Origin of the sequence: Citrobacter braakii (assembly GCF_002075345.1) — a bacterium.
Lineage (GTDB): Bacteria > Pseudomonadota > Gammaproteobacteria > Enterobacterales > Enterobacteriaceae > Citrobacter > Citrobacter braakii.
In genome coordinates this window covers 22,659-43,669 of the sequence record NZ_NAEW01000010.1, presented here as the reverse complement: position 1 = coordinate 43,669, position 21,011 = coordinate 22,659, and the positions used below count along the sequence as shown (strand labels likewise).

Annotated in this window: 16 protein-coding genes; 6 read left to right on the top strand and 10 right to left on the bottom strand. The window is 54.3% G+C overall.

Annotated features, from left to right (window positions below):
- Positions 1-10: 10 nt before the first annotated feature.
- Entirely contained in the window at positions 11-346 is a 336-nt protein-coding gene (eutS, locus tag BZK42_RS19220; RefSeq protein ID WP_003037995.1) for an ethanolamine utilization microcompartment protein EutS, read from the bottom strand.
- 160 nt (positions 347-506) lie between these two features.
- The gene (gene maeB / locus BZK42_RS19215; RefSeq protein ID WP_016153959.1) at positions 507-2,786 is read right to left on the bottom strand and encodes an NADP-dependent oxaloacetate-decarboxylating malate dehydrogenase; all 2,280 of its coding nucleotides are present in this window, start codon (positions 2,784-2,786) and stop codon (positions 507-509) included.
- A gap of 280 nt (positions 2,787-3,066) precedes the next feature.
- Here maeB and tkt point away from each other — a divergent pair, with 280 nt between their 5' ends.
- Complete coding sequence (tkt, locus tag BZK42_RS19205; protein ID WP_016157105.1) at positions 3,067-5,061, top strand: transketolase; 1,995 nt, start codon at positions 3,067-3,069, stop codon at positions 5,059-5,061.
- On the opposite strand, the gene BZK42_RS19200 is transcribed toward tkt, so the two are convergent.
- From BZK42_RS19200 to aegA, 3 genes are all read right to left on the bottom strand, one after another.
- Entirely contained in the window at positions 5,051-6,094 is a 1,044-nt protein-coding gene (locus tag BZK42_RS19200) for a DUF1176 domain-containing protein (protein WP_047358261.1), read from the bottom strand. The genes tkt and BZK42_RS19200 overlap by 11 nt on opposite strands.
- Positions 6,095-6,217: 123 nt before the next feature.
- A complete protein-coding gene (gene nudK / locus BZK42_RS19195) occupies positions 6,218-6,793 on the bottom strand; it encodes a GDP-mannose pyrophosphatase NudK (protein ID WP_080859841.1) in 576 nt (191 codons plus the stop codon).
- A gap of 157 nt (positions 6,794-6,950) precedes the next feature.
- Positions 6,951-8,930, bottom strand: a complete 1,980-nt coding sequence (aegA, locus tag BZK42_RS19190) for a formate-dependent uric acid utilization protein AegA (protein WP_080859839.1) — start codon at positions 8,928-8,930, stop codon at positions 6,951-6,953.
- A 263-nt stretch (positions 8,931-9,193) separates the two neighbouring features.
- Between aegA and narQ the strand changes: the two genes are divergently transcribed.
- Positions 9,194-10,891, top strand: coding sequence for a nitrate/nitrite two-component system sensor histidine kinase NarQ (gene narQ, locus BZK42_RS19185; RefSeq protein ID WP_016157109.1), 1,698 nt, complete (start codon positions 9,194-9,196; stop codon positions 10,889-10,891).
- A 184-nt stretch (positions 10,892-11,075) separates the two neighbouring features.
- Positions 11,076-14,189 carry a multidrug efflux RND transporter permease AcrD gene (gene acrD, locus BZK42_RS19180; protein ID WP_016153965.1) on the top strand — a complete coding sequence of 1,038 codons (3,114 nt, stop codon included), beginning with the start codon at positions 11,076-11,078 and terminating at the stop codon, positions 14,187-14,189.
- A gap of 75 nt (positions 14,190-14,264) precedes the next feature.
- Here acrD and ypfM read toward each other — a convergent pair whose 3' ends face one another.
- Positions 14,265-14,324, bottom strand: coding sequence for a protein YpfM (gene ypfM / locus BZK42_RS28405; RefSeq protein WP_001386977.1), 60 nt, complete (start codon positions 14,322-14,324; stop codon positions 14,265-14,267).
- Between the two features lie 389 nt (positions 14,325-14,713).
- On the opposite strand from ypfM, the gene BZK42_RS19175 reads away from it, so the two are divergent.
- Genes BZK42_RS19175 through BZK42_RS19165 form a run of 3 tightly spaced genes read left to right on the top strand, consistent with a single transcriptional unit; the run spans position 14,714 to position 16,429 of the window.
- Entirely contained in the window at positions 14,714-15,070 is a 357-nt protein-coding gene (locus tag BZK42_RS19175) for an ArsC family reductase (protein WP_016153966.1), read from the top strand.
- 3 nt (positions 15,071-15,073) lie between these two features.
- Positions 15,074-16,201, top strand: a complete 1,128-nt coding sequence (dapE, locus tag BZK42_RS19170) for a succinyl-diaminopimelate desuccinylase (RefSeq protein WP_080859837.1) — start codon at positions 15,074-15,076, stop codon at positions 16,199-16,201.
- Between the two features lie 27 nt (positions 16,202-16,228).
- Entirely contained in the window at positions 16,229-16,429 is a 201-nt protein-coding gene (locus tag BZK42_RS19165) for a YpfN family protein (RefSeq protein ID WP_003835080.1), read from the top strand.
- 48 nt (positions 16,430-16,477) lie between these two features.
- On the opposite strand, the gene ypfH is transcribed toward BZK42_RS19165, so the two are convergent.
- The 4 genes from ypfH to purC all read right to left on the bottom strand — a co-directional run bounded on the left by ypfH (position 16,478) and on the right by purC (position 20,989).
- The gene (ypfH, locus tag BZK42_RS19160) at positions 16,478-17,176 is read right to left on the bottom strand and encodes an esterase (RefSeq protein ID WP_080859835.1); all 699 of its coding nucleotides are present in this window, start codon (positions 17,174-17,176) and stop codon (positions 16,478-16,480) included.
- Positions 17,177-17,249: 73 nt separating this feature from the next.
- Positions 17,250-19,265 carry a tRNA(Met) cytidine acetyltransferase TmcA gene (locus BZK42_RS19155; protein ID WP_080859833.1) on the bottom strand — a complete coding sequence of 672 codons (2,016 nt, stop codon included), beginning with the start codon at positions 19,263-19,265 and terminating at the stop codon, positions 17,250-17,252.
- A gap of 15 nt (positions 19,266-19,280) precedes the next feature.
- On the bottom strand, positions 19,281-20,147 hold the full coding sequence (gene ypfJ, locus BZK42_RS19150) for a KPN_02809 family neutral zinc metallopeptidase (RefSeq protein WP_016153970.1): 867 nt from the start codon (positions 20,145-20,147) through the stop codon (positions 19,281-19,283).
- A 128-nt stretch (positions 20,148-20,275) separates the two neighbouring features.
- Complete coding sequence (purC, locus tag BZK42_RS19145; protein WP_003835086.1) at positions 20,276-20,989, bottom strand: phosphoribosylaminoimidazolesuccinocarboxamide synthase; 714 nt, start codon at positions 20,987-20,989, stop codon at positions 20,276-20,278.
- Between the last annotated feature and the right edge of the window lie 22 nt (positions 20,990-21,011).

Below are 21,011 nucleotides of genomic sequence, written 5' to 3'. Positions count from 1 at the left end.
CCGCCTCTGATTAACTTTTTGTCAGGTTGCACAAAGTGAAATTTAATAACCGACCCAGACCGCTTACCGTCTGTAATAACGCTTCTTCTACCGCGCCTACCGAGCCGTAGATGACCAGCGCACCGCTGAATCGATCGAGAAAGCCGATATGTACATCTGCCGCCTTCATAGCTAAGTCACCGGCAATCATCGCGGTTTCGCCTGGCGTCAGCGTCATGATGCCGATAGCGCCCGCTTCGGGAACGCCGATCTTTTTCGCCAGTTCCTCACCAGGGTGCGCAATGAGATGCGCCAGCGTAACCTGTTTCCCCGGCACAAATTCCTGAATAATGCGTTCTTTTTCCATTGCTCACCGCCTCCGCTAAAACTGCCCTCATCGTGGCAATTTTTTGTCAGAGTAAATAACAAAATTCGGCAACCATGTTTAAAAGGTGAAGTGGATCACTAAGAAAGGGGAAATAAAAAGGCGCGGGAGAAACCCGCGCCGGAAATAAATTAAAGTGAAATTACAGCGGCTGAGTTTGGGCTTCTACGACCGCTAGCGCCACCATATTAACGATACGACGAACAGAAGCGATCGGCGTTAATACGTGAACCGGTTTCGCAACCCCCATCAGCACCGGGCCGACCGTTACGCCTTCAGAGCTGGAAACGCGTAGTAAGTTGTAACTAATACGGGCAGCTTCCATATTCGGCATCACCAGAATATTCGCTGAACCTTTCAGCGGACTGTCCGGCATGCGGTCATGACGGATGCTTTCCACCAGCGCGGCATCGCCGTGCATTTCGCCATCAATCATCAACTCTGGCGCACGCGCCTTAATCAGCTCCAGCGCTTCGCGCATTTTGCTGGCCGACGGACAGTTAGATGAACCAAAGTTGGAGTGCGACAGCAGCGCTACCTTCGGTTCGATACCAAAGCGGCGCACGGTTTCTGCCGCCATCACGGCGATTTCCGCCAGTTGCTCCGGCGTAGGATCGTCGTTAACGTAGGTATCGGCGATAAAGGTGTTACCGCTTGGCAGCAGCAAGGCGTTCATCGCCCCGGCAGTATGCACGCCATCGCGATGACCAAACACCTCTTTCACCACGCTGAAGTGCTCATGGTAGTCGCCTATCGTACCGCAGATCATTGCATCCGCTTCGCCACGCTGCACCATGATCGCGCCGATCACCGTGGTGTTGGCAATTACCGCACGCTGCGCCTGCTCCTGGGTAATACCACGACGTTTCATAATCTGGTAGTACTCGCTCCAGTACTCTTTAAAGCGCGGATCGGATTCATTGTTGACGATCTCAAAATCGACGCCTGCTTTGATCTGCAGACCCAGTTTCTGGATACGCATTTCGATAACGCTCGGACGACCGATCAGGATCGGTTTCGCCAGACCTAAAGTGATCAGCTCCTGCGTGGCATGCAGTACACGCGCCTCTTCCCCTTCAGTCAGCACCACGCGCTTCGGCGCTTTGCGTGCCAGAGAGAAAATCGGCTTCATGAACAGGTTGGTTTTGTAGACGAATTCGGTCAGCTTATCGATGTAAGCGTCAAAGTCGGCAATTGGACGCGTTGCCACACCGGAATCCATCGCCGCCTTCGCCACCGCAGGGGCAATTTTGACGATCAGACGCGGGTCGAACGGTTTCGGAATGATGTATTCCGGCCCGAAGCTCAGGTCCTGGTCGCCATAGGCGGAGGCCACCACTTCGCTCTGCTCGGCGTGCGCCAGCTCAGCAATGGCGTGTACCGCAGCCAGTTTCATCTCTTCGTTGATGGCAGTAGCGCCGACGTCCAGCGCGCCGCGGAAGATGAACGGGAAGCACAGAACGTTGTTAACCTGGTTCGGGTAGTCGGAACGGCCGGTGCAAATGATGGCGTCAGAACGCACCTCTTTCGCCAGCGGCGGCAGGATTTCCGGTTCCGGGTTGGCGAGGGCCAGGATCATTGGCGCACGCGCCATCTTCTTAACCATTTCCTGCGTCAGCACTTTCGGACCCGAGCAACCGAGGAAAATATCCGCGCCGTCAATGACATCATCCAGCGTACGCTTACCGTCATCCACCACTGCGTAAGCCGCTTTGGTTTCCGCCATGTTTGGTTCACGATCTTTGTAAATCACCCCTTTGGAGTCGCAGACCACAATGTTGTGTTTCTGCATACCCAGCGCCACCAGCAGGTTCATACAGGCAATCGCCGCCGCACCTGCACCGGACACCACCATACGCACATCAGAGATATTTTTCTCAACCACCCGTAGACCGTTAAGGATTGCGGCAGTACTGATGATTGCCGTGCCGTGCTGGTCATCATGGAATACCGGAATATTCATGCGCTCACGGAGTTTTTGCTCAATGTAGAAGCACTCCGGCGCTTTGATATCTTCGAGGTTAATGCCGCCAAACGTTGGTTCAAGCGCCGCTACCACGTTGATAAATTTATCCGGATCGAGTTCATCAACTTCGATGTCGAACACGTCAATCCCGGCGAATTTCTTAAACAGAACGCCTTTACCTTCCATCACTGGTTTACCGGCCAGCGCGCCAATATTACCCAGGCCCAGAACCGCAGTACCGTTGGAAATAACCGCAACCAGGTTGCCGCGTGCGGTGTATTTGTAGGCTGCCAGCGGGTCCTTTTCAATTTCAAGACACGGTGCAGCCACGCCCGGCGAGTAGGCCAACGCGAGGTCGCGCTGGGTTGCCAGAGGCTTGGTCGGAGAAACCTGGATTTTACCGGGTACCGGAAATTCGTGGAAATCGAGGGCGCTTTGTTTTAACTGGTCATCCATCTTGTTGTTCCTTTCACGTATCTATCAAAAAAGTGGCGCGGGTAACCATTCTACTGAGCCGCACATTATCACCTCAGTCAACGGCACAAACTTTGAAGGTCCCCATACTCTCACCATTCAAAGAAAGAATTTGTTATCAATTTATAACATCTATGTTACCTGCTTAAGCCAGCAATACCATGCTTGTCTGCTATGCTTTTTGCTGACAACGCCCGCAATTATCTCAAAAGTGTGAATCACAACAAGCATCTAACACTTTACTTTTCAAGGAGTATTTCCTATGACCCGTAAAGAGCTTGCCAATGCCATTCGTGCGCTAAGTATGGATGCCGTCCAAAAAGCTAACTCTGGCCACCCTGGAGCACCAATGGGGATGGCCGATATCGCCGAAGTACTGTGGAACGATTTCCTGCGCCATAACCCGTCCGATCCCACCTGGTACGATCGTGACCGGTTTATTTTATCCAATGGCCACGCCTCAATGCTGCTTTACAGCCTGTTGCATCTTTCCGGCTACAACCTGCCGCTCGAAGAGTTAAAGAACTTCCGCCAGCTCCATTCGAAGACACCAGGACACCCGGAAATTGGCTATACGCCGGGCGTGGAGACCACCACCGGACCGTTGGGTCAGGGTTTAGCCAACGCTGTTGGAATGGCGATTGCAGAACGCACGCTGGCGGCGCAGTTTAACCAGCCAGACCACGAGATTGTTAATCACTATACCTGGGTCTTTATGGGCGACGGCTGTCTGATGGAGGGCATTTCTCACGAAGTGTGCTCGCTGGCGGGCACCCTGGGACTTGGCAAACTCATCGGCTTTTACGATCACAACGGCATCTCAATTGATGGCGAAACCGACGGCTGGTTTACCGACGATACCGCGAAACGCTTTGAGGCCTATCACTGGCATGTAGTGCACGAGATTGACGGTCATGACCCTGAGGCGGTGAAAAAAGCGATTCAGGAAGCACAGGCCGTTACCGATAAACCGTCGCTGATTATCTGCCGCACGGTGATTGGTTTTGGTTCACCGAATAAAGCCGGGAAAGAGGAAGCGCACGGCGCTGCGCTGGGTGAAGAAGAAGTGGCGCTGACCCGGCAGAAGTTGGGGTGGCATCATCCTGCCTTTGAAATCCCCAAAGAGATTTACCGGGCGTGGGACGCTCGTGAAAAAGGCGAGAAAGCCCAACAGAGCTGGAATGAGAAGTTCGCCGCTTATCGACATGCGCATCCGGACCTGGCGGCAGAGTTTACCCGCAGGATGAGCGGTGGACTGCCGGAAGAGTGGGAAGAAACGACCCAGAAATATATCACCGAGCTGCAGGCCAATCCGGCCAAAATCGCCACCCGTAAGGCCTCGCAAAATACTCTGAACGCTTACGGGCCGATACTGCCTGAGCTACTTGGCGGTTCGGCGGATCTGGCGCCCAGCAACCTGACCATCTGGAAAGGCTCCACTTCTCTTAAAGAGGATCATGCAGGAAACTACATCCACTACGGCGTGCGGGAGTTTGGCATGACCGCGATTGCCAACGGTATCGCTCACCACGGGGGCTTCGTACCGTACACCGCAACATTCCTGATGTTTGTCGAATATGCCCGTAATGCCGCACGCATGGCGGCGCTGATGAAAGCCAGACAAATCATGGTTTATACCCACGACTCGATTGGCCTTGGGGAAGATGGTCCCACGCACCAGGCCGTCGAACAGCTCGCCAGCCTGCGTCTGACGCCTAATTTCAGCACCTGGCGACCCTGCGATCAGGTTGAAGCGGCGGTAGGCTGGAAGCTGGCGGTCGAACGCCATGACGGGCCAACGGCGCTGATCCTCTCGCGGCAAAATCTGGCGCAGGTTGAGCGGACGCCTGAGCAAGTGCAGCAGATTGCCCGCGGCGGCTATGTACTGAAGGATGGTGGCGGTAAGCCGGATGTTATCCTGATTGCTACCGGTTCAGAAATGGAAATCACGCTGCTGGCGGCGGAAAAACTGACCGGTGAAGGTCGTAACGTGCGAGTGGTTTCTCTGCCCTCAACCGATATCTTCGACGCCCAGGATGAGGCGTATAGGGAATCGGTTCTCCCCTCAAACGTCAGCGCGCGCGTGGCGGTAGAAGCAGGAATTGCCGACTACTGGTACAAATATGTTGGGCTGAAAGGGGCGATTGTCGGTATGACGGGTTATGGGGAGTCGGCTCCGGCAGACAAGCTGTTCCCGTTCTTCGGCTTTACGGTGGATAACATTGTCGACAAAGCGCATAAGGTGCTTAACGTGTGATCCACAGCGTGGGCCAGGCATCTGGCCCATGCCAGTTATCGCAGCTTGGCTCTTGGGCATAGCGCACCAGACGAAAACGCTGGCCGTCGTAGCGCCAGCGAGTCTGGATACCGCAATCAGCCAACCCTCGTCCTTTAGCGAGGGTTACCAGCTCGCGCGACTTCTCATCAAACGTGGCGTTGGTCAGCTCCATATCGCGACTTTCCGCATCCGTTTTAAAAGGCAGGCTTAGCCGTACCGCCCGTGACGTCAACGGGGTAGTACGTGAAACCACCCACGCCAGATCGATGGTGTTATATGCCCCGGCTTCACAGCCGATCATAAGCAGCGCTTTATCATCCGTTAAGGCCGTGACGCGCATCTCGCGACGCAGCGGATCGATCGAACAGCGAATACCGTTGATCCGCCAGTTACCGTAATCCAGCAATTCACTGCGCTCTTGTTGCGTGAGAGGCGTTGGCGTTGGGTTAATCACAGCCACGCCTTTTAAAGCGGGAGCGGGAGGTACGCTGAGCGGAGGCTCGTCGCCTTTTTCGATCCATGCGGTTTCGCTACCGACCCGTTTTTGCTGGGCGTCGATAAAAAGCAACGCGGCTTTTAGCCCGACCAGGGACAGGTTTTGCGTCCCTTTTTGCAGGGTTATTGCCTTCGCGTCCTGTACGGTTGTTAAAAATGCGCTGATGGTGGCCGGATCATCGGTCATCAGTTGCCAGGGGGTAATACGCCAGTGTTCGCCGCGAAGCGGGAGCGCTGAGCCATCCAGTAGCAGACGTGGCGCAATATCGCTCTCTTTGGCTGTGGGCGATTCCAGCCCACCCAGTTCAATACGCAACACGGCGTCGGTATGTGCCCCGGCACTGCGGCTCAAGGTCATGACCAGGCCGTGATGTTCCCCGGTATTGCGCGCCACGCAAAAGTTTTGGTTATTGCACGTCACCTGCCAGTCAGAAAACGTCTGTTGCGCGGGCGCGGCCCACAGCAAACGGACGGGTAACAACCCGAGCAGGAAAAGTAAAATAACGCGATAGCGCATGGACGGTACAACCCCGAAGTCAAAACACACAGCCTAAGCGGTATCTTCCTTGCGCGACTGATGTGGCTCAATAAGAATCGTCGGATTGGCCGAAAATTTGTAAAGAAATATAAATCCCGCGCATTAGTCCATGAGATGCGACGACTGCAAATAGTTCAGCAATAGCACCGTCTTACCGTCACGGATTTCACCTGTTTTAATCATTTCCAGCGCCTGGGTGAACGGCAGCTCCAGAACCTCAATATCTTCATCTTCCACCCCTCCGCCCGCATTTGCCCGCTGGCTGTCGCTGTATTGCGCAATAAAGAAATGAATTATCTCCGTCACGCCGCCCGGCGACATATAGAGCTCAAACAGCTTACGCACTTCACCCACTTCAAAGCCGGTCTCTTCAATGGCCTCTTTCCGAATGCACGCTTCCGGTTCGTCGTTATCCAGCAGCCCGGCGCAGGTTTCAATCAGTTGACCGCTTTCATTACCATTGACCCAGGTGGCGACGCGAAACTGGCGGATGAGCACCACCGTTTTCTTCTCCGGGTTATACAGCAGGATAGTGGCGCCGTTGCCGAGATCGTAAACCTCGCGTTTGTGGCGAATCACCTCACCATTGCTACGGGTCAGGTCATAGGTAATATTGCGCAGGATGAAGTAGTTATCGGAAAGGACTTTATCTTTGATGAGGGTAATTTTTTGCGACATACCGGCTCCACAGCAAGAAGTGAGAAATAATACTACGCCGTGAAACCGGGTTTGTCTTGGTGCAATGTCGGCCTGATAAGCGAAGCACCATCAGGCAATTATGCGGCACAGAGCCGGATAGCAACGCTAACGCGCCTTATCCGGCCTTCTTAGCGACTTAGTGAGATTTGACTGATTTTACGCCCAGCCAGTCGACGATCCCCTGGGCGGCATGCCGTCCTTCCGCCATGGCCGTAACCACCAGATCCGCACCGCGTACCGCATCACCACCGGCGAAGATTTTCGGGTTACTGGTTTGATAACGGTATGCGCTTTCAACATTGGCGGCTATGCGCCCCCAGTTATCGACCTTAACCCCATGCGTCTCCAGCCACGGCATGCCATGTGCGTGAAAACCAAACGCCATGATCACCGCATCTGCGGGCATGACAAACTCACTCCCGGCGAGGGGAACCGGGCGACGACGCCCCTGCGCGTCCGGCTCGCCAAGCTGGGTACGTAAAAAACGCACGCCGCTGACTCGCCCATCATCATGTAACACCAGCTCAACCGGCTGGACGTTAAACTCGAAGTTCGCCCCCTCTTCCCGGGCGTTCTTCACCTCTTTTTTCGAACCGGGCATGTTGGCTTCATCACGACGATAAGCGCAGGTCACCTGGCGTGCGCCATGACGCAGCGCGGTACGCACGCAGTCCATCGCCGTATCGCCTCCGCCCAGTACAACCACGTTCAGTCCGGCGGTATCGATGAACGGCTCTTCAGGCAGTTCATCCAGCCCCATCACCTGCTTGGTGTTGGCAATCAGGAACGGTAACGCGTCATAAACGCCAGGCGCGTCTTCATTCGGCAGATCCGCCTTCATGGAACGATAGGTTCCTACGCCCACGAACACGGCATCGTAATCCTCCAGCAGCGCCGACAGCGCCACATCCTTACCCACTTCACAGTTAAGTTCGAAATGAATACCCATGGCGCTGAAGATTTCACGGCGGCGGGCCAGCAGCGATTTGTCCAGCTTGAAGGCCGGAATGCCGAACGTCAGCAAACCGCCGATTTCAGGGTGGCGATCGTATACCGTGGCGCTGACTCCGCTGCGCGCCAGCACATCCGCGCAGGCCAGACCCGCCGGACCCGCGCCGATGATAGCAACGCGCTTATCCACTTTCTGCACGTGGCTTAAGTCCGGTCGCCATCCTTTGCTCAGGGCCCGATCAGAGATGTAACGCTCAATATTTCCGATAGTGACCGCCCCATGCTCGCTACGCACCGTACATGCCCCTTCGCAAAGTCGGTCCTGCGGACATACGCGCCCGGTCACTTCCGGCAGGCAGTTGGTCTGGTGAGAAAGCTCAACCGCCGCGTCGATATTCCCGGCTTTGACCAGTTCAATCCACTGCGGAATATGGTTATGCAATGGGCAGGTCCATTCGCAAATACTGTGGTCGCCGCATTTCAGGCAGCGGGACGCTTCCCGTTCCGCCTGCGCCGTACGAAACGGCAGATAGATCTCCTCAAAGCTGGTTTTACGGGCCTCAATTGCCAGCTTATCCGGCTCACCACGCGCAGGCGTCGCCTGCATTTGCTCACGTTTGGTAATTTTATGCGAAACGAAATCGGTGGCGTTGGCGTGCCAGGGCTGGCTTTCCAGACTGGCGGTGCGTAGTCTGCGCGCTTTTGACAGACCAGTAAGCGAATTTTCCGTCACCAGTTGTAACGCTTGCGCCGGACAGTTCTCTACGCAGGCAGGTCCTTGTTCGCGTCCCTGACACAAATCGCATTTGTGCGCAGTGGCTTTCACCTTCCCTTTAGCGACAGGAGTGAGTACGATCTGCATCGTGCCGAAAGGACAAGCAACGACGCACGATTTACAGCCAATACACTTTTTCGGGTTCACCTGAACGCTGTCGTTATCATGGCTGATTGCCCCGTTCGGGCAACTTCTGGCGCAGGGCGCATCTTCACAGTGATGGCAGGTTACCGCACTGCGCTGCTGCTGATGCTTGATGACGGTAATTCGGGGCTGGAAATGCCGTTGACTCAGGACATGCTGCTCGCCATTGTGAGCCATGACGCAGGCGACCTCACAGGCATGGCATCCCAGGCACTGCTGGCTATTAACCATAATAAAACGATTCATGGCTTCCTTCTTTTTTGGTTGCAAAAACCTTATTCTTTATATGAGTGTTGTTATTAACCGACACGGAAGGAAGCGGCAATGTTCATTTGCCCAGGAAGCACAACTATTTATCCAGAACCTGTGGCAGATCAATTTATTTCATCGCATATGAAATTGTGTTTCAGTTACCATCCAGTTTCATGGCGTTTTATTAACATTTATCAAATACACCGCATCGTTCGGGCTGTTTTAAGGCGCGACGTGTATTGTGTGAGGATGCACAAGTGACGGTAAAGCGTCCGGTCTCGGCCAGTCTGGCTAAAGCTTTTTTCTACATAGTGCTGTTGTCGATTCTCTCAACGGGTATTGCGCTGCTCACGCTGACCAGCAGCTTACGAGATGCCGAAGCCATCAACGTGGCTGGCTCATTGCGCATGCAAAGTTACCGTCTGGGTTACGATCTGCAAAGCCAAAGTCCGCAGCTTAACGCTCACCGCCAGCTTTTCCAGCAGGCGCTAAACTCGCCAGCACTCCAGAACCTGAACGCGTGGTATGTGCCTCAAGCGGTAAAAAGTCGCTATGGACGTCTACATGCAAACTGGCTGGAAATGAACGCCCGTCTGATCGATGGCGATTTAAATTGGTACCAGAGCAATATCAATAACTATGTCGATCAAATCGATCTCTTCGTGCTGGCGCTGCAGCATTATGCCGAACGCAAAGTGATGCTGGTTTTTGGTATTTCACTGGCGGGCGGGATCGGCATATTCACCCTCGTTTTCTTTACCTTACGGCGTATTCGCCAGCAGGTGGTGCGTCCGCTGAATAAGCTGGTGGTGGCCAGCCAGCACATTGAACACGGTCAGTTTGACATCCCGTCGCTGGATACTGATTTGCCCAACGAACTCGGGTTGTTGGGCAAGACCTTCAGCCAGATGTCGAGTGAATTACACAAGCTGTACCGCTCGCTGGAAGCGTCTGTCGCTGAGAAGACCCACGATCTCCACGAAGCTAATCGTCGTCTGGAAGTGTTGTATCAGTGCTCTCAGGCGTTAAATACCAGTCAGATTGATGTGTACTGCTTCCGCCATATTTTACAGATCGTCCGCGAGCATGACGCCGCCTATTTCCTGGAACTCACCGTCGGAGATAACTGGCGAATTAGCGAAGGCGCAAAAAGCCCCGAGCTGCCGATGCAGATCCTGCCGGTCACCATGCAGGAAACCGTCTACGGTGAACTGCACTGGCAAAGCCCGAACGTCAATGCTTCTACCCCGTTGCTTAACAGCGTCTCCTCGATGCTCGGTCGCGGGTTGTACTTCAACCAGGCGCAAAAACATTTTCAGCAGCTGTTGTTAATGGAGGAACGGGCGACGATTGCGCGCGAACTGCACGACTCGCTGGCGCAAGTGCTCTCTTATTTACGCATTCAGCTCACGCTGCTGAAGCGTTCGATTCCCGAAGATAACGCCCCAGCGCAAAGCATTATGGCGGATTTCTCTCAGGCGCTGAACGATGCCTACCGCCAGCTACGCGAACTGCTCACCACCTTCCGCCTGACTTTACAGCAGGCCGATCTCCCCTCCGCCCTGCATGAAATGCTGGAAACGCTGCAAAATCAGACCTCAGCTAAACTGACGCTTGATTGCCGGTTACCGACCCTGGCGCTGGACGCGCAAATGCAGGTGCATCTGCTGCAGATCGTCCGTGAAGCGGTGCTGAACGCGATTAAACATGCCAGCGCAACCGAAATTGCCGTCAGTTGCGTGACCGCGCCGGATGGTAATCACACGGTTTATATTCGCGATAACGGTATCGGCATTGGCGAGCCGCATGAGCCTTCGGGGCACTATGGATTAAATATTATGCGCGAGCGGGCGGAAAGGCTGAGCGGCACGCTGACTTTCTCTCAACCCTCCGGAGGGGGAACGCTGGTGAGCATCAGTTTTCGTTCGGCAGAATCCGACGGTGAGCTAACGTAAAGAACCGCAAAGCGCCGTCGGTTCTCGATCCAGGCCTGACGGCGTTGGCACGAAAGGTAAGCTGTAAACGGGCATGATAATTTACATTATCTTCTTTTTTTCTCCACGTTTGCCCCGTACCTTGCCGCTAAAGTGAAGCAATTCACACCCATAACGATACGCAGAAACACGAGGTCCCCTTTTAATGGCGAATTTTTTCATCGATCGCCCCATTTTTGCCTGGGTGTTAGCAATCCTGTTGTGCCTGACAGGAGCCCTGGCTATTTTTTCGCTGCCCGTTGAGCAATACCCCGATCTGGCACCGCCAAACGTGCGGGTAACCGCGAACTACCCTGGCGCGTCCGCACAAACCCTGGAAAATACCGTCACCCAGGTTATCGAGCAGAACATGACTGGTCTCGATAATCTGATGTACATGTCGTCGCAGAGCAGCGGGACAGGCCAGGCGTCGGTTACGCTGAGCTTCCTCGCGGGAACCGATCCTGATGAAGCCGTCCAGCAGGTGCAAAACCAGCTGCAATCGGCAATGCGTAAGCTGCCGCAGGCGGTACAGAATCAAGGGGTCACGGTGCGCAAGACCGGTGACACCAATATTCTGACCATCGCCTTCGTCTCCACCGATGGCTCAATGGATAAGCAGGACATCGCCGACTACGTCGCCAGTAATATCCAGGATCCGCTCAGTCGTATAAACGGCGTGGGCGATATTGACGCCTACGGTTCACAATATTCCATGCGTATCTGGCTCGACCCGGTCAAACTTAACAGCTTCCAGATGACCGCCAAAGATGTGACCGATGCTATCGAGTCACAGAATGCGCAGATTGCCGTCGGGCAACTTGGCGGCACGCCTTCGGTAGACAAACAAGCGCTGAATGCGACAATCAACGCCCAGTCGCTGCTACAGACTCCGGATGAATTCCGCGCGATTACGCTACGCGTCAACCAGGACGGCTCAGAAGTTAAACTGGGTGATGTGGCGACGGTCGAAATGGGAGCGGAAAAGTACGACTATCTCAGCCGCTTCAACGGCCACCCGGCTTCCGGTCTGGGGGTAAAACTGGCCTCCGGCGCCAATGAAATGGCAACGGCGGAGCTGGTTATCGACCGCCTGAACGAGCTCTCACAGTATTTTCCGCATGGGCTGGAATACAAGGTGGCGTATGAAACTACCTCCTTTGTCAAAGCCTCAATTATCGACGTGGTGAAAACGCTGCTGGAAGCGATCGCGCTGGTATTCCTTGTGATGTACCTGTTCCTGCAAAACTTCCGCGCCACGCTGATCCCTACAATCGCCGTTCCCGTCGTCCTGATGGGTACTTTTTCCGTGCTCTACGCCTTTGGCTACAGCGTTAACACCCTGACGATGTTTGCGATGGTGCTGGCGATCGGCCTGCTGGTCGATGATGCCATTGTGGTGGTGGAAAACGTCGAGCGTATTATGAGTGAGGAAGGCCTCTCACCGCGGGAAGCGACGCGGAAATCGATGGGGCAAATCCAGGGCGCGCTGGTCGGTATCGCCATGGTGCTGTCGGCGGTGTTTATCCCGATGGCCTTCTTCGGCGGCACTACCGGGGCTATCTACCGCCAGTTCTCGATTACCATCGTCTCCGCAATGGTTCTTTCAGTTCTGGTGGCGATGATCCTCACCCCTGCCCTGTGCGCCACTCTGCTCAAACCGCTACATAAAGGCGAGCATCACGGGCAAACCGGTTTCTTTGGCTGGTTTAACCGGATGTTTAACCGCAACGCCGAACGCTACGAAAAAGGCGTCGCCAGGATCCTGCACCGCAGCCTGCGCTGGATACTGATTTACGGCCTGCTGCTCGGCGGTATGGTTTTCCTGTTCCTGCGCCTGCCAACCTCTTTCCTGCCGCTCGAAGACCGCGGCATGTTTACCACCTCAATACAGTTGCCCAGCGGCTCGACCCAGCAGCAAACATTGAAAGTGGTTGAGGAAGTGGAGAAGTATTACTTCACCCATGAGAAAGACAACATTACGTCGGTCTTTTCCACGGTCGGTTCCGGCCCTGGCGGGAACGGTCAAAACGTGGCGCGGATGTTTGTCCGCTTAAAAGACTGGGATGATCGCGACACCACCACCGGAACCTCTTTCGCCATCATCGAGCGCGCGACTAAAGCCTTTAATAAGATTAAGGAAGCCCGCGTCTTCGCCAGCAGCCCTCCGGCGATTAGCGGTCTCGGGAGCTCTGCCGGTTTCGATATGGAGCTGCAAGATCACGCCGGTGCGGGCCATGATGCGTTAATGGCCGCGCGCGACAAGCTGATTGAGCTGGCCGGGAAAGACGCGTCTCTGACCCGTGTTCGTCATAACGGTCTGGACGACAGCCCGCAGTTGCAAATTGATATCGATCAGCGCAAAGCCCAGGCGCTGGGCGTTTCCATTGATGACATCAACGACACCTTGCAAACGGCCTGGGGCTCCAGCTACGTCAATGACTTTATGGACCGGGGTCGTGTGAAGAAGGTTTACGTACAGGCGGCAGCAAAATATCGCATGCTCCCGGACGACATCAATCTGTGGTACGTCCGCAATAATAGCGGCGGCATGGTGCCTTTCTCGGCCTTTGCCACGTCGCGCTGGGAAACGGGTTCACCGCGTCTGGAACGCTATAACGGCTACTCCGCCGTCGAGATTGTTGGCGAAGCCGCCCCAGGCGTCAGTACCGGTACGGCGATGGACATTATGGAATCGCTGGTCCACCAGTTGCCGACCGGATTCGGCCTCGAATGGACCGCAATGTCTTACCAGGAACGGCTGTCGGGCTCTCAGGCGCCAGCCCTGTACGCCATTTCTTTGCTGGTGGTGTTCCTGTGTCTGGCGGCTCTGTACGAAAGCTGGTCGGTTCCCTTCTCCGTCATGCTGGTTGTACCGCTGGGGGTCATTGGCGCGCTGCTCGCTACCTGGATGCGCGGTCTGGAAAACGACGTGTACTTTCAGGTCGGGTTACTCACCGTGATCGGGCTTTCGGCGAAGAACGCAATATTGATTGTTGAATTCGCCAATGAGATGAACGAGAAAGGTCACGACTTGCTCGACGCCACGCTGCATGCCTGTCGCCAACGCTTACGCCCAATTCTGATGACGTCACTGGCGTTTATCTTTGGGGTGTTGCCGATGACCATCAGCAGTGGCGCAGGTTCCGGCGGTCAACATGCGGTGGGGACTGGCGTAATGGGCGGGATGATTTCAGCCACTGTCCTTGCGATTTACTTCGTTCCTCTGTTCTTTGTGCTGGTACGCAGACGCTTCCCGTTGAAGCCACGCCCAGAATAATCGGACACAAAAAAGGCGACTTACGTTGAGTCGCCTTTTATTATCCTTTGCAGGATATGAATTTCTTCCAGAAAATTATTTACGAAGCATCACTTCGATAAAGTCTTTCCAGTTCCCCAGTTCACGTTCAATCATAACAACCTCTCTTATTATTATGGGCATTCTACGAAATCATCATCATAAAAAGAAGATCATTTAACCAATGGTTGCGATTACATCCTCCAGTGTTCGGGGGTATATGTAATCACTATGCGCTAACCCCATAAATTTTATGTGACTTACTGCAATATTTTGAAATATTCATACATCATCTACGACTTTGGCAATTCTGATGGAAAAACAGGCTGATGCAAACAGGCAAAATCTGATTTTCAGTTCCCCGTGAATTTTGGAACTTTCAGGAATCATTATTCACCATTCAACAACAATGTTATATTTTTCTATAACGGTTCGATGACAATATGTATTATTCATGTTTATAGAACACGAGAATAAATATTCAAATTACGTCAATAAGGATTCAAATGATCACCCTCTACGGCATTAAGAATTGCGATACGATTAAAAAAGCCAGACGCTGGCTGGAAGACAATGGGGTCGACTACCGCTTCCATGATTATCGCGTCGACGGCCTGGACAACGCGTTATTACACGCCTTTATCAGCGAATTAGGTTGGGAGGCGCTGCTCAATACACGTGGAACCACCTGGCGCAAACTGGATGAAGCCACACGTAACCAAATCACCGATGCGTCCTCTGCTGCTGCATTGATGATTGAAATGCCTGCAATTATCAAACGCCCATTGCTCTGCGCGCCGGGTAAGCCTATGCTGCTTGGCTTTAGTGAATCCAGTTATACGCAGTTTTTTAATGAGGTATAGTCTATGTCGTGCCCGGTTATTGAGCTGACACAGCAGCTTATTCGCCGTCCTTCCCTGAGCCCGGATGATGCCGGGTGCCAGGCGTTAATGATTGAACGCCTGCGCGCGGTAGGTTTTACCGTTGAGCGTATGGATTTTGGTGACACACAGAATTTTTGGGCATGGCGCGGCAAAGGTGAGACTCTGGCATTTGCCGGTCACACTGACGTAGTGCCTGTCGGCGATGTCGATCGTTGGATTAATCCACCGTTCGAACCGACCATTCGCGATGGCATGTTGTTCGGGCGTGGCGCAGCCGATATGAAAGGCTCACTGGCGGCAATGGTCGTGGCCGCAGAACGTTTTGTCGCCCAGCATCCGAACCATCAGGGTCGTCTGGCGTTTTTGATAACCTCTGACGAAGAGGCCAGCGCCCAAAACGGCACCGTAAAAGTGGTTGAAGCACTTATGGCGCGCAATGAACGACTGGATTATTGTCTGGTTGGCGAGCCGTCCAGCACGGAAATCGTTGGCGACGTGGTGAAAAATGGGCGTCGTGGTTCACTGACCTGCAATCTGACCATTCACGGCGTGCAGGGCCACGTAGCCTACCCGCATCTGGCCGATAACCCGGTACACCGCGCGGCGCCAATGCTCAATGAACTGGTGGCGATTGAGTGGGATCAGGGCAACGAATTCTTCCCGGCGACCAGCATGCAGATTGCCAATATTCAGGCAGGAACCGGCAGCAACAATGTTATTCCCGGCGAACTGTTTATCCAGTTCAACTTCCGTTTCAGCACCGAATTAAACGATGAAATGATTAAGTCCCGGGTGCTGGAGCTGCTGGAGAAACATCAGCTGCGTTATACCTTCGACTGGTGGCTTTCCGGTCAGCCGTTCCTGACCGCACGCGGTAAACTGGTGGATGCGGTGGTGAACGCCATTGAGCACTATAATGAGATTAAACCGCAGTTACTGACTACAGGCGGGACGTCCGACGGGCGTTTTATTGCCCGCATGGGGGCACAGGTAGTAGAACTGGGGCCGGTCAACGCCACCATTCATAAAATTAATGAATGTGTTAATGCCGCCGACCTGCAGCTGCTTGCCCGTATGTATCAACGTATCATGGAGCAACTCGTCGCCTGATGAGTGTTCCTGTAAGAGGAAATGAGCATGGACTGGCTGGCAAAATACTGGTGGATTCTGGTGTTGGTGTTTCTGGTAGGCGTATTGCTGAACGTGATTAAAGATCTCAAGCGCGTCGACCACAAGAAATTTCTTGCCAATAAGCCGGAGCTTCCCCCGCATCGTGATTTTAACGATAAATGGGATGACGACGACGATTGGCCAAACAAGGATCAACCGAAGAAATAAGCCAACGTAGGCCGAATGGCGGTTTCACATCGCCATTCGGCCTGCGGGTTAAATCATCTCAATCACATCATCATCGTGAGGCTTACCGCCGCTCAGCGCTTCATCAAAGTAGTGCTTCGGTACGGTAAAACGCAAGTGGTCGAGCGCAAACTGCATACTGCGTTCATCAATAGCGTGCCCCAGATTTTCGACGATATCCAGCGTCACATCCCCACCGGCGCGAATTAACGCCTCCTGCGCGGCAACGGCATGAGATAACTCAATCACCCGGTCTTCACCGCCGTGAATCAAATGCACCGTCGTCGCGGTGGTTGCAACCTCCGGCAACGTGGCATAGCGACCATTAAAGGCGATGACCCGCGACGCCAGCCCAGGCTCGGCTTTAATACTCTCAAGCGACATAATCGAGCCCTGAGAAAAACCAATCAGCGCGGTCGCCTGAGGCGAAACGCCGCTTTGCTTCTGCCAGTAGCGAACGGTTTCGATAAAGACCGGCATAATCGCGTCAATACGCGCCTGGCGGTTCTCTTCCGTTATCCCCTGTACCGAAAACCACTGACGCCCGGAAGTCGTACCATAAGGCTCTGCCCCGCCAATGCTGACGATTAGCGCATTCGGAAACAGCGGCGCAAACCAGGAGCCAATTTCGCCCATGGCAACCGGGTTATCGCCGACGCCATGAAACAGCAACAAGAGCTGTTGAGCGGGTTTATCGGGACTTTGAACAACAAAATGGTCATGTTTCATGGCGATCTCCTTAACTGATGAGAATCATTCTACGCCGCTTAACCGCAATGACCATGCCAGGAAATTGAAGAAGTTAGTGAAAAAATTGCCATTGCATAATGCGATTATGTAGCCGTTGTTCACGCTCAGCATCCAGCTGTTTTAAGGCCTGCGCCGCCTCGGCGCGCTGAACTGCCAACAGCGCTTTGCGACCCGATATTTTCAGCTGTTGGCACAATTCAGCATCGCTGCGTTGAGCCTGTATACGCCCGCGCAATGCCGGAAGAGGCAACTCGCTGCGCTCAAGCAAACGACTCAGACAACCTAATGATGTCAGTAATGGTCGATGCGCGAAAGCAAACCCAGCCAGCTCACCCCAGTCATCCTCATTAAGCGTAGTCTCTTTCAGTGGTACCAGCGGAATGCGCTCTGCGTTCCACTGAGCAAGAATCTCCGCATCCCGTCGCAGGCGCTGGTGCGCCCGCCAGGCAAGGCGTTTTCCCGCTTCGCTGATGGGCAGCACCGCCATAGCGGTATAACAGCCGCTGCTGGCTTCCCGATGATTACCCATCCGTACCAGGACAAAACCGCAGCGCTGCCAGAAACGCCATAATTCAGCCGTATAACCAAAGCTGACGGACAGATAGTCGCACTGCGTGCAATAGTGCCGGGCCTGCAGAATCAGCTGTTGCCCAATACCTTCCCTTTGACGCGCGGGATGAACCGCAATTCGACTGACCCGCCGCCCGACGAGCGTCGCCGCCAATGGGTCTCCGCCGTGCGCCGCCAGTGACTGCGCAACCAGATTTCCTCTTGGTCGGCGATATCCGGCCCAGACGGCCTGGCTTAATTCTGCGGATAATCCCCCCTCGTCGACCAGCCAGACGGCTCCCGCCACCGAGTCAGCAGCCGAAGCCTGAAGAAAATGCTGACCCGGCGCGTCCATCATTCGCCGCAGATCCAGTGGCGAGGTGCGATAATGCGCACCGGAAAGTAGCTGATATACCGCTAACGGCAGCGCCGGGTTTGTCTGCCATGAGAGTTGCTCAAATGCCGAGAAGTTAAGCTCCCCCAAGGGGGCATGCGCAAAGGTTTCGTCGTCAAACACCAGCGCATCGCTGACGATTTTCTCCAGCGGACATCTCTGCGCCCAGCGTACGGGTTGTTGCAACTCATAGCGTCGAAGATGAGGAAAGCGGGCGCAGAATTTCAGCAAAAAGCCTCTGCCGGTTCCCTCGTAGCCCTGTACGGTGGTGGTTAACAGCGTACGAGGGAAACGCGCAACCAGTTGGTGTAGCAGCGGCGCGGGGATCGCGGCGGCTTCATCCACAACCAGCCAGTCTGCGGTTGCAGAACTGCTTAACAGCGCATCCGGGGCCATAAACCGGTATCGCTCTGCGGCAAATTGCGCCAGCACATCCGTTGCCGCTTTAGCAGGCGCGGTGACAATCGCGGTCCCGTTGATACGTGCTATCAGTTGCCCTGCCAGAGCCGATTTACCCCGGCCACGTGCAGCTGTGACCGCAGCCACGCCGGGAGGCATATCCAGCAACTGGGTTAAAATCATCGCCTGTTCAGGCTGAGGGTAACCGGTTGCCGCGTGCCAGACTGCACGAACAGGAAAACGCGGGCTGGAAACTGCGTGATGCTGCTGCCAGTGCAGCGCCTGTCCGTCACGGGAAATCACCCGTTTGACATGTTCAACAAAGTGCGGCGTTGGGATAGGTTCAGCACAGTCGCTCCAGCGCAGTGAATCCACGTCCGGATGCGTGTGCCAGGTATGCCAGGGGGGAGTCAGCAAAACCAGCCAGCTCCCGGCGATCAGCGTTCCGCTTAAGGCGGCAAATGCCGCAGCGTCAAATCCCTGCCCGGCGTCAAAAACCGCATGACGAAACTCGCGTCCTAATAACGTTTGCAGCGCCTGTGGCGTACAGTTCGGCTCAGCAGGGGCGGGTGCGCCCACCCATAACCAGTCGCCGGGTAACGTGTCGCGTAGCGCTAAAGCCCGCTCCTGACACCAGTTCCCCTCGCCACTGATAATCAGCAGACGACGGATCCCTTCGTGGGCCATCTGTTCGGTTAACGCGCTCAGCGCCGTATTATCAGACATCCCTGCCTCAGTAGCTTAAATGCCTTTACCAAAAGTATTACATTGTCCCGGATCGCCGCTGTCAAAACCGCGTTTGAACCAGCTAAGCCGCTGCTCAGAAGTGCCGTGGGTAAAGCTGTCCGGCACAACGCGTCCTTGTCCCTGCTGCTGCAGGCGATCGTCGCCAATGGCCTGAGCGGCGTTCAGCGCTTCTGCCAGGTCGCCGGACTCCAGCACGCCCTGCTGCTGCATACTGTTGCCCCAGACGCCGGCAAAGCAGTCCGCCTGCAGTTCCATACGTACGGAAAGACGGTTCACCTCAGCCTGTGAGGCATTCTGCTGCATCTGGCGAACTTTCGGTTCAATACCCAGCAGTTTCTGCACGTGGTGACCCACTTCATGGGCGATAACATAGCCCTGAGCAAAATCACCATCGGCGCCCAGCTTATTTTTCATGTCATCATAAAATGAGAGGTCGATATACACCGTACCATCCGCCGGGCAGTAAAACGGCCCCATCACCGACTGACCTGCGCCACAGCCGGTACGCGTCGCTCCGCGATACATTACCAGCTTCGGCTGTTGGTAGGTCCGGCCCATTTTTTCAAACTGCTGCCCCCAGGTATCTTCCGTGGTGGCCAGAATCACCGAGGTAAATTTTGCTGCTTCATCATCATTTGGGCTGATGGAGTGTGATGATTGCTGTTGGGAAACTGGCTGGCCGGTCATTAATCCGGTGAGATCCACGCCATAATATCCCGCCACCAGCACCACAATCAGCAGGATGATGCCGCCTTTACCACTGGGCAAACGAAAACCAGGGCCGCCTATAGAAGGGCCGCCACCGGAGCTATTTCGTCTGTCTTCCACATTGTCACTTTCACGACGCCCTTGCCAGCGCATAATCACCTCAACTTTTTATTCATTATGATGATGATCGTAGGCGGTTCGGAACAGGATTACCATAAGAAACAGTAATCAAAATCGGCGGGATTGATGAGCCGGAGAGCGATCGCCGGCTCAGGGGAGGATTAGTCTAACTTCACACCCAGACGATGCGCGACGGCTTCATAGGCTTCGATCAGGCCGCCCAGGCTCTGGCGGAAGCGATCTTTGTCCATTTTATCCAGCGTTTCTTTGTCCCACAGACGGCTGCCGTCCGGTGAGAACTCATCGCCCAGGACAACTTCACCTTTATACAAACCAAACTCAAGTTTGAAGTCGACCAGAATCAGACCGGCATCATCAAACATCTTTTTCAGCACGTCGTTGGCTTTGTAGGTCAGCTCTTTCATACGCGCCAGATTCTCTTTGCTCACCCAACCAAAAGTTTCGCAATAGGAATCGTTAATCATTGGATCGTGCATAGCATCGTTTTTCAGGAACAGATCAAACAGCGGCGGATTCAGTTCAATACCTTCTTCAACGCCTAAACGCTTAACCAGGGAACCTGCTGCGCGGTTACGAACCACACATTCAACCGGTACCATCTCCAGTTTTTTCACCAGACATTCAGTATCGGAAAGCAGTCGCTCCATCTGGGTAGGAATGCCCGCTTCTTGCAGTTTAGTCATAATGAAATGGTTGAACTTGTTGTTCACCATGCCTTTACGGTCAAACTGTTCAATGCGCGCGCCATCCCCTGCTGACGTATCATTGCGGAATTCGAGCACCAACAGGTCCGGGTTTTCCGTGCTGTATACGGTCTTCGCTTTACCACGATACAACTCAGCTTGCTTTTGCATCTTTATTACTCCTGGGTGTGAA

Bases quoted from the DNA above. Each gene is read 5' to 3' on its own strand.
- eutS (WP_003037995.1), bottom strand. From the start codon at position 346: ATGGAAAAAGAACGCATTATTCAGGAATTTGTGCCGGGGAAACAGGTT.
- maeB (WP_016153959.1), bottom strand. From the start codon at position 2,786: ATGGATGACCAGTTAAAACAAAGCGCCCTCGATTTCCACGAATTTCCG.
- tkt (WP_016157105.1), top strand. From the start codon at position 3,067: ATGACCCGTAAAGAGCTTGCCAATGCCATTCGTGCGCTAAGTATGGAT.
- BZK42_RS19200 (WP_047358261.1), bottom strand. From the start codon at position 6,094: ATGCGCTATCGCGTTATTTTACTTTTCCTGCTCGGGTTGTTACCCGTC.
- nudK (WP_080859841.1), bottom strand. From the start codon at position 6,793: ATGTCGCAAAAAATTACCCTCATCAAAGATAAAGTCCTTTCCGATAAC.
- aegA (WP_080859839.1), bottom strand. From the start codon at position 8,930: ATGAATCGTTTTATTATGGTTAATAGCCAGCAGTGCCTGGGATGCCAT.
- acrD (WP_016153965.1), top strand. From the start codon at position 11,076: ATGGCGAATTTTTTCATCGATCGCCCCATTTTTGCCTGGGTGTTAGCA.
- BZK42_RS19175 (WP_016153966.1), top strand. From the start codon at position 14,714: ATGATCACCCTCTACGGCATTAAGAATTGCGATACGATTAAAAAAGCC.
- dapE (WP_080859837.1), top strand. From the start codon at position 15,074: ATGTCGTGCCCGGTTATTGAGCTGACACAGCAGCTTATTCGCCGTCCT.
- BZK42_RS19165 (WP_003835080.1), top strand. From the start codon at position 16,229: ATGGACTGGCTGGCAAAATACTGGTGGATTCTGGTGTTGGTGTTTCTG.
- ypfH (WP_080859835.1), bottom strand. From the start codon at position 17,176: ATGAAACATGACCATTTTGTTGTTCAAAGTCCCGATAAACCCGCTCAA.
- BZK42_RS19155 (WP_080859833.1), bottom strand. From the start codon at position 19,265: ATGTCTGATAATACGGCGCTGAGCGCGTTAACCGAACAGATGGCCCAC.
- ypfJ (WP_016153970.1), bottom strand. From the start codon at position 20,147: ATGCGCTGGCAAGGGCGTCGTGAAAGTGACAATGTGGAAGACAGACGA.
- purC (WP_003835086.1), bottom strand. From the start codon at position 20,989: ATGCAAAAGCAAGCTGAGTTGTATCGTGGTAAAGCGAAGACCGTATAC.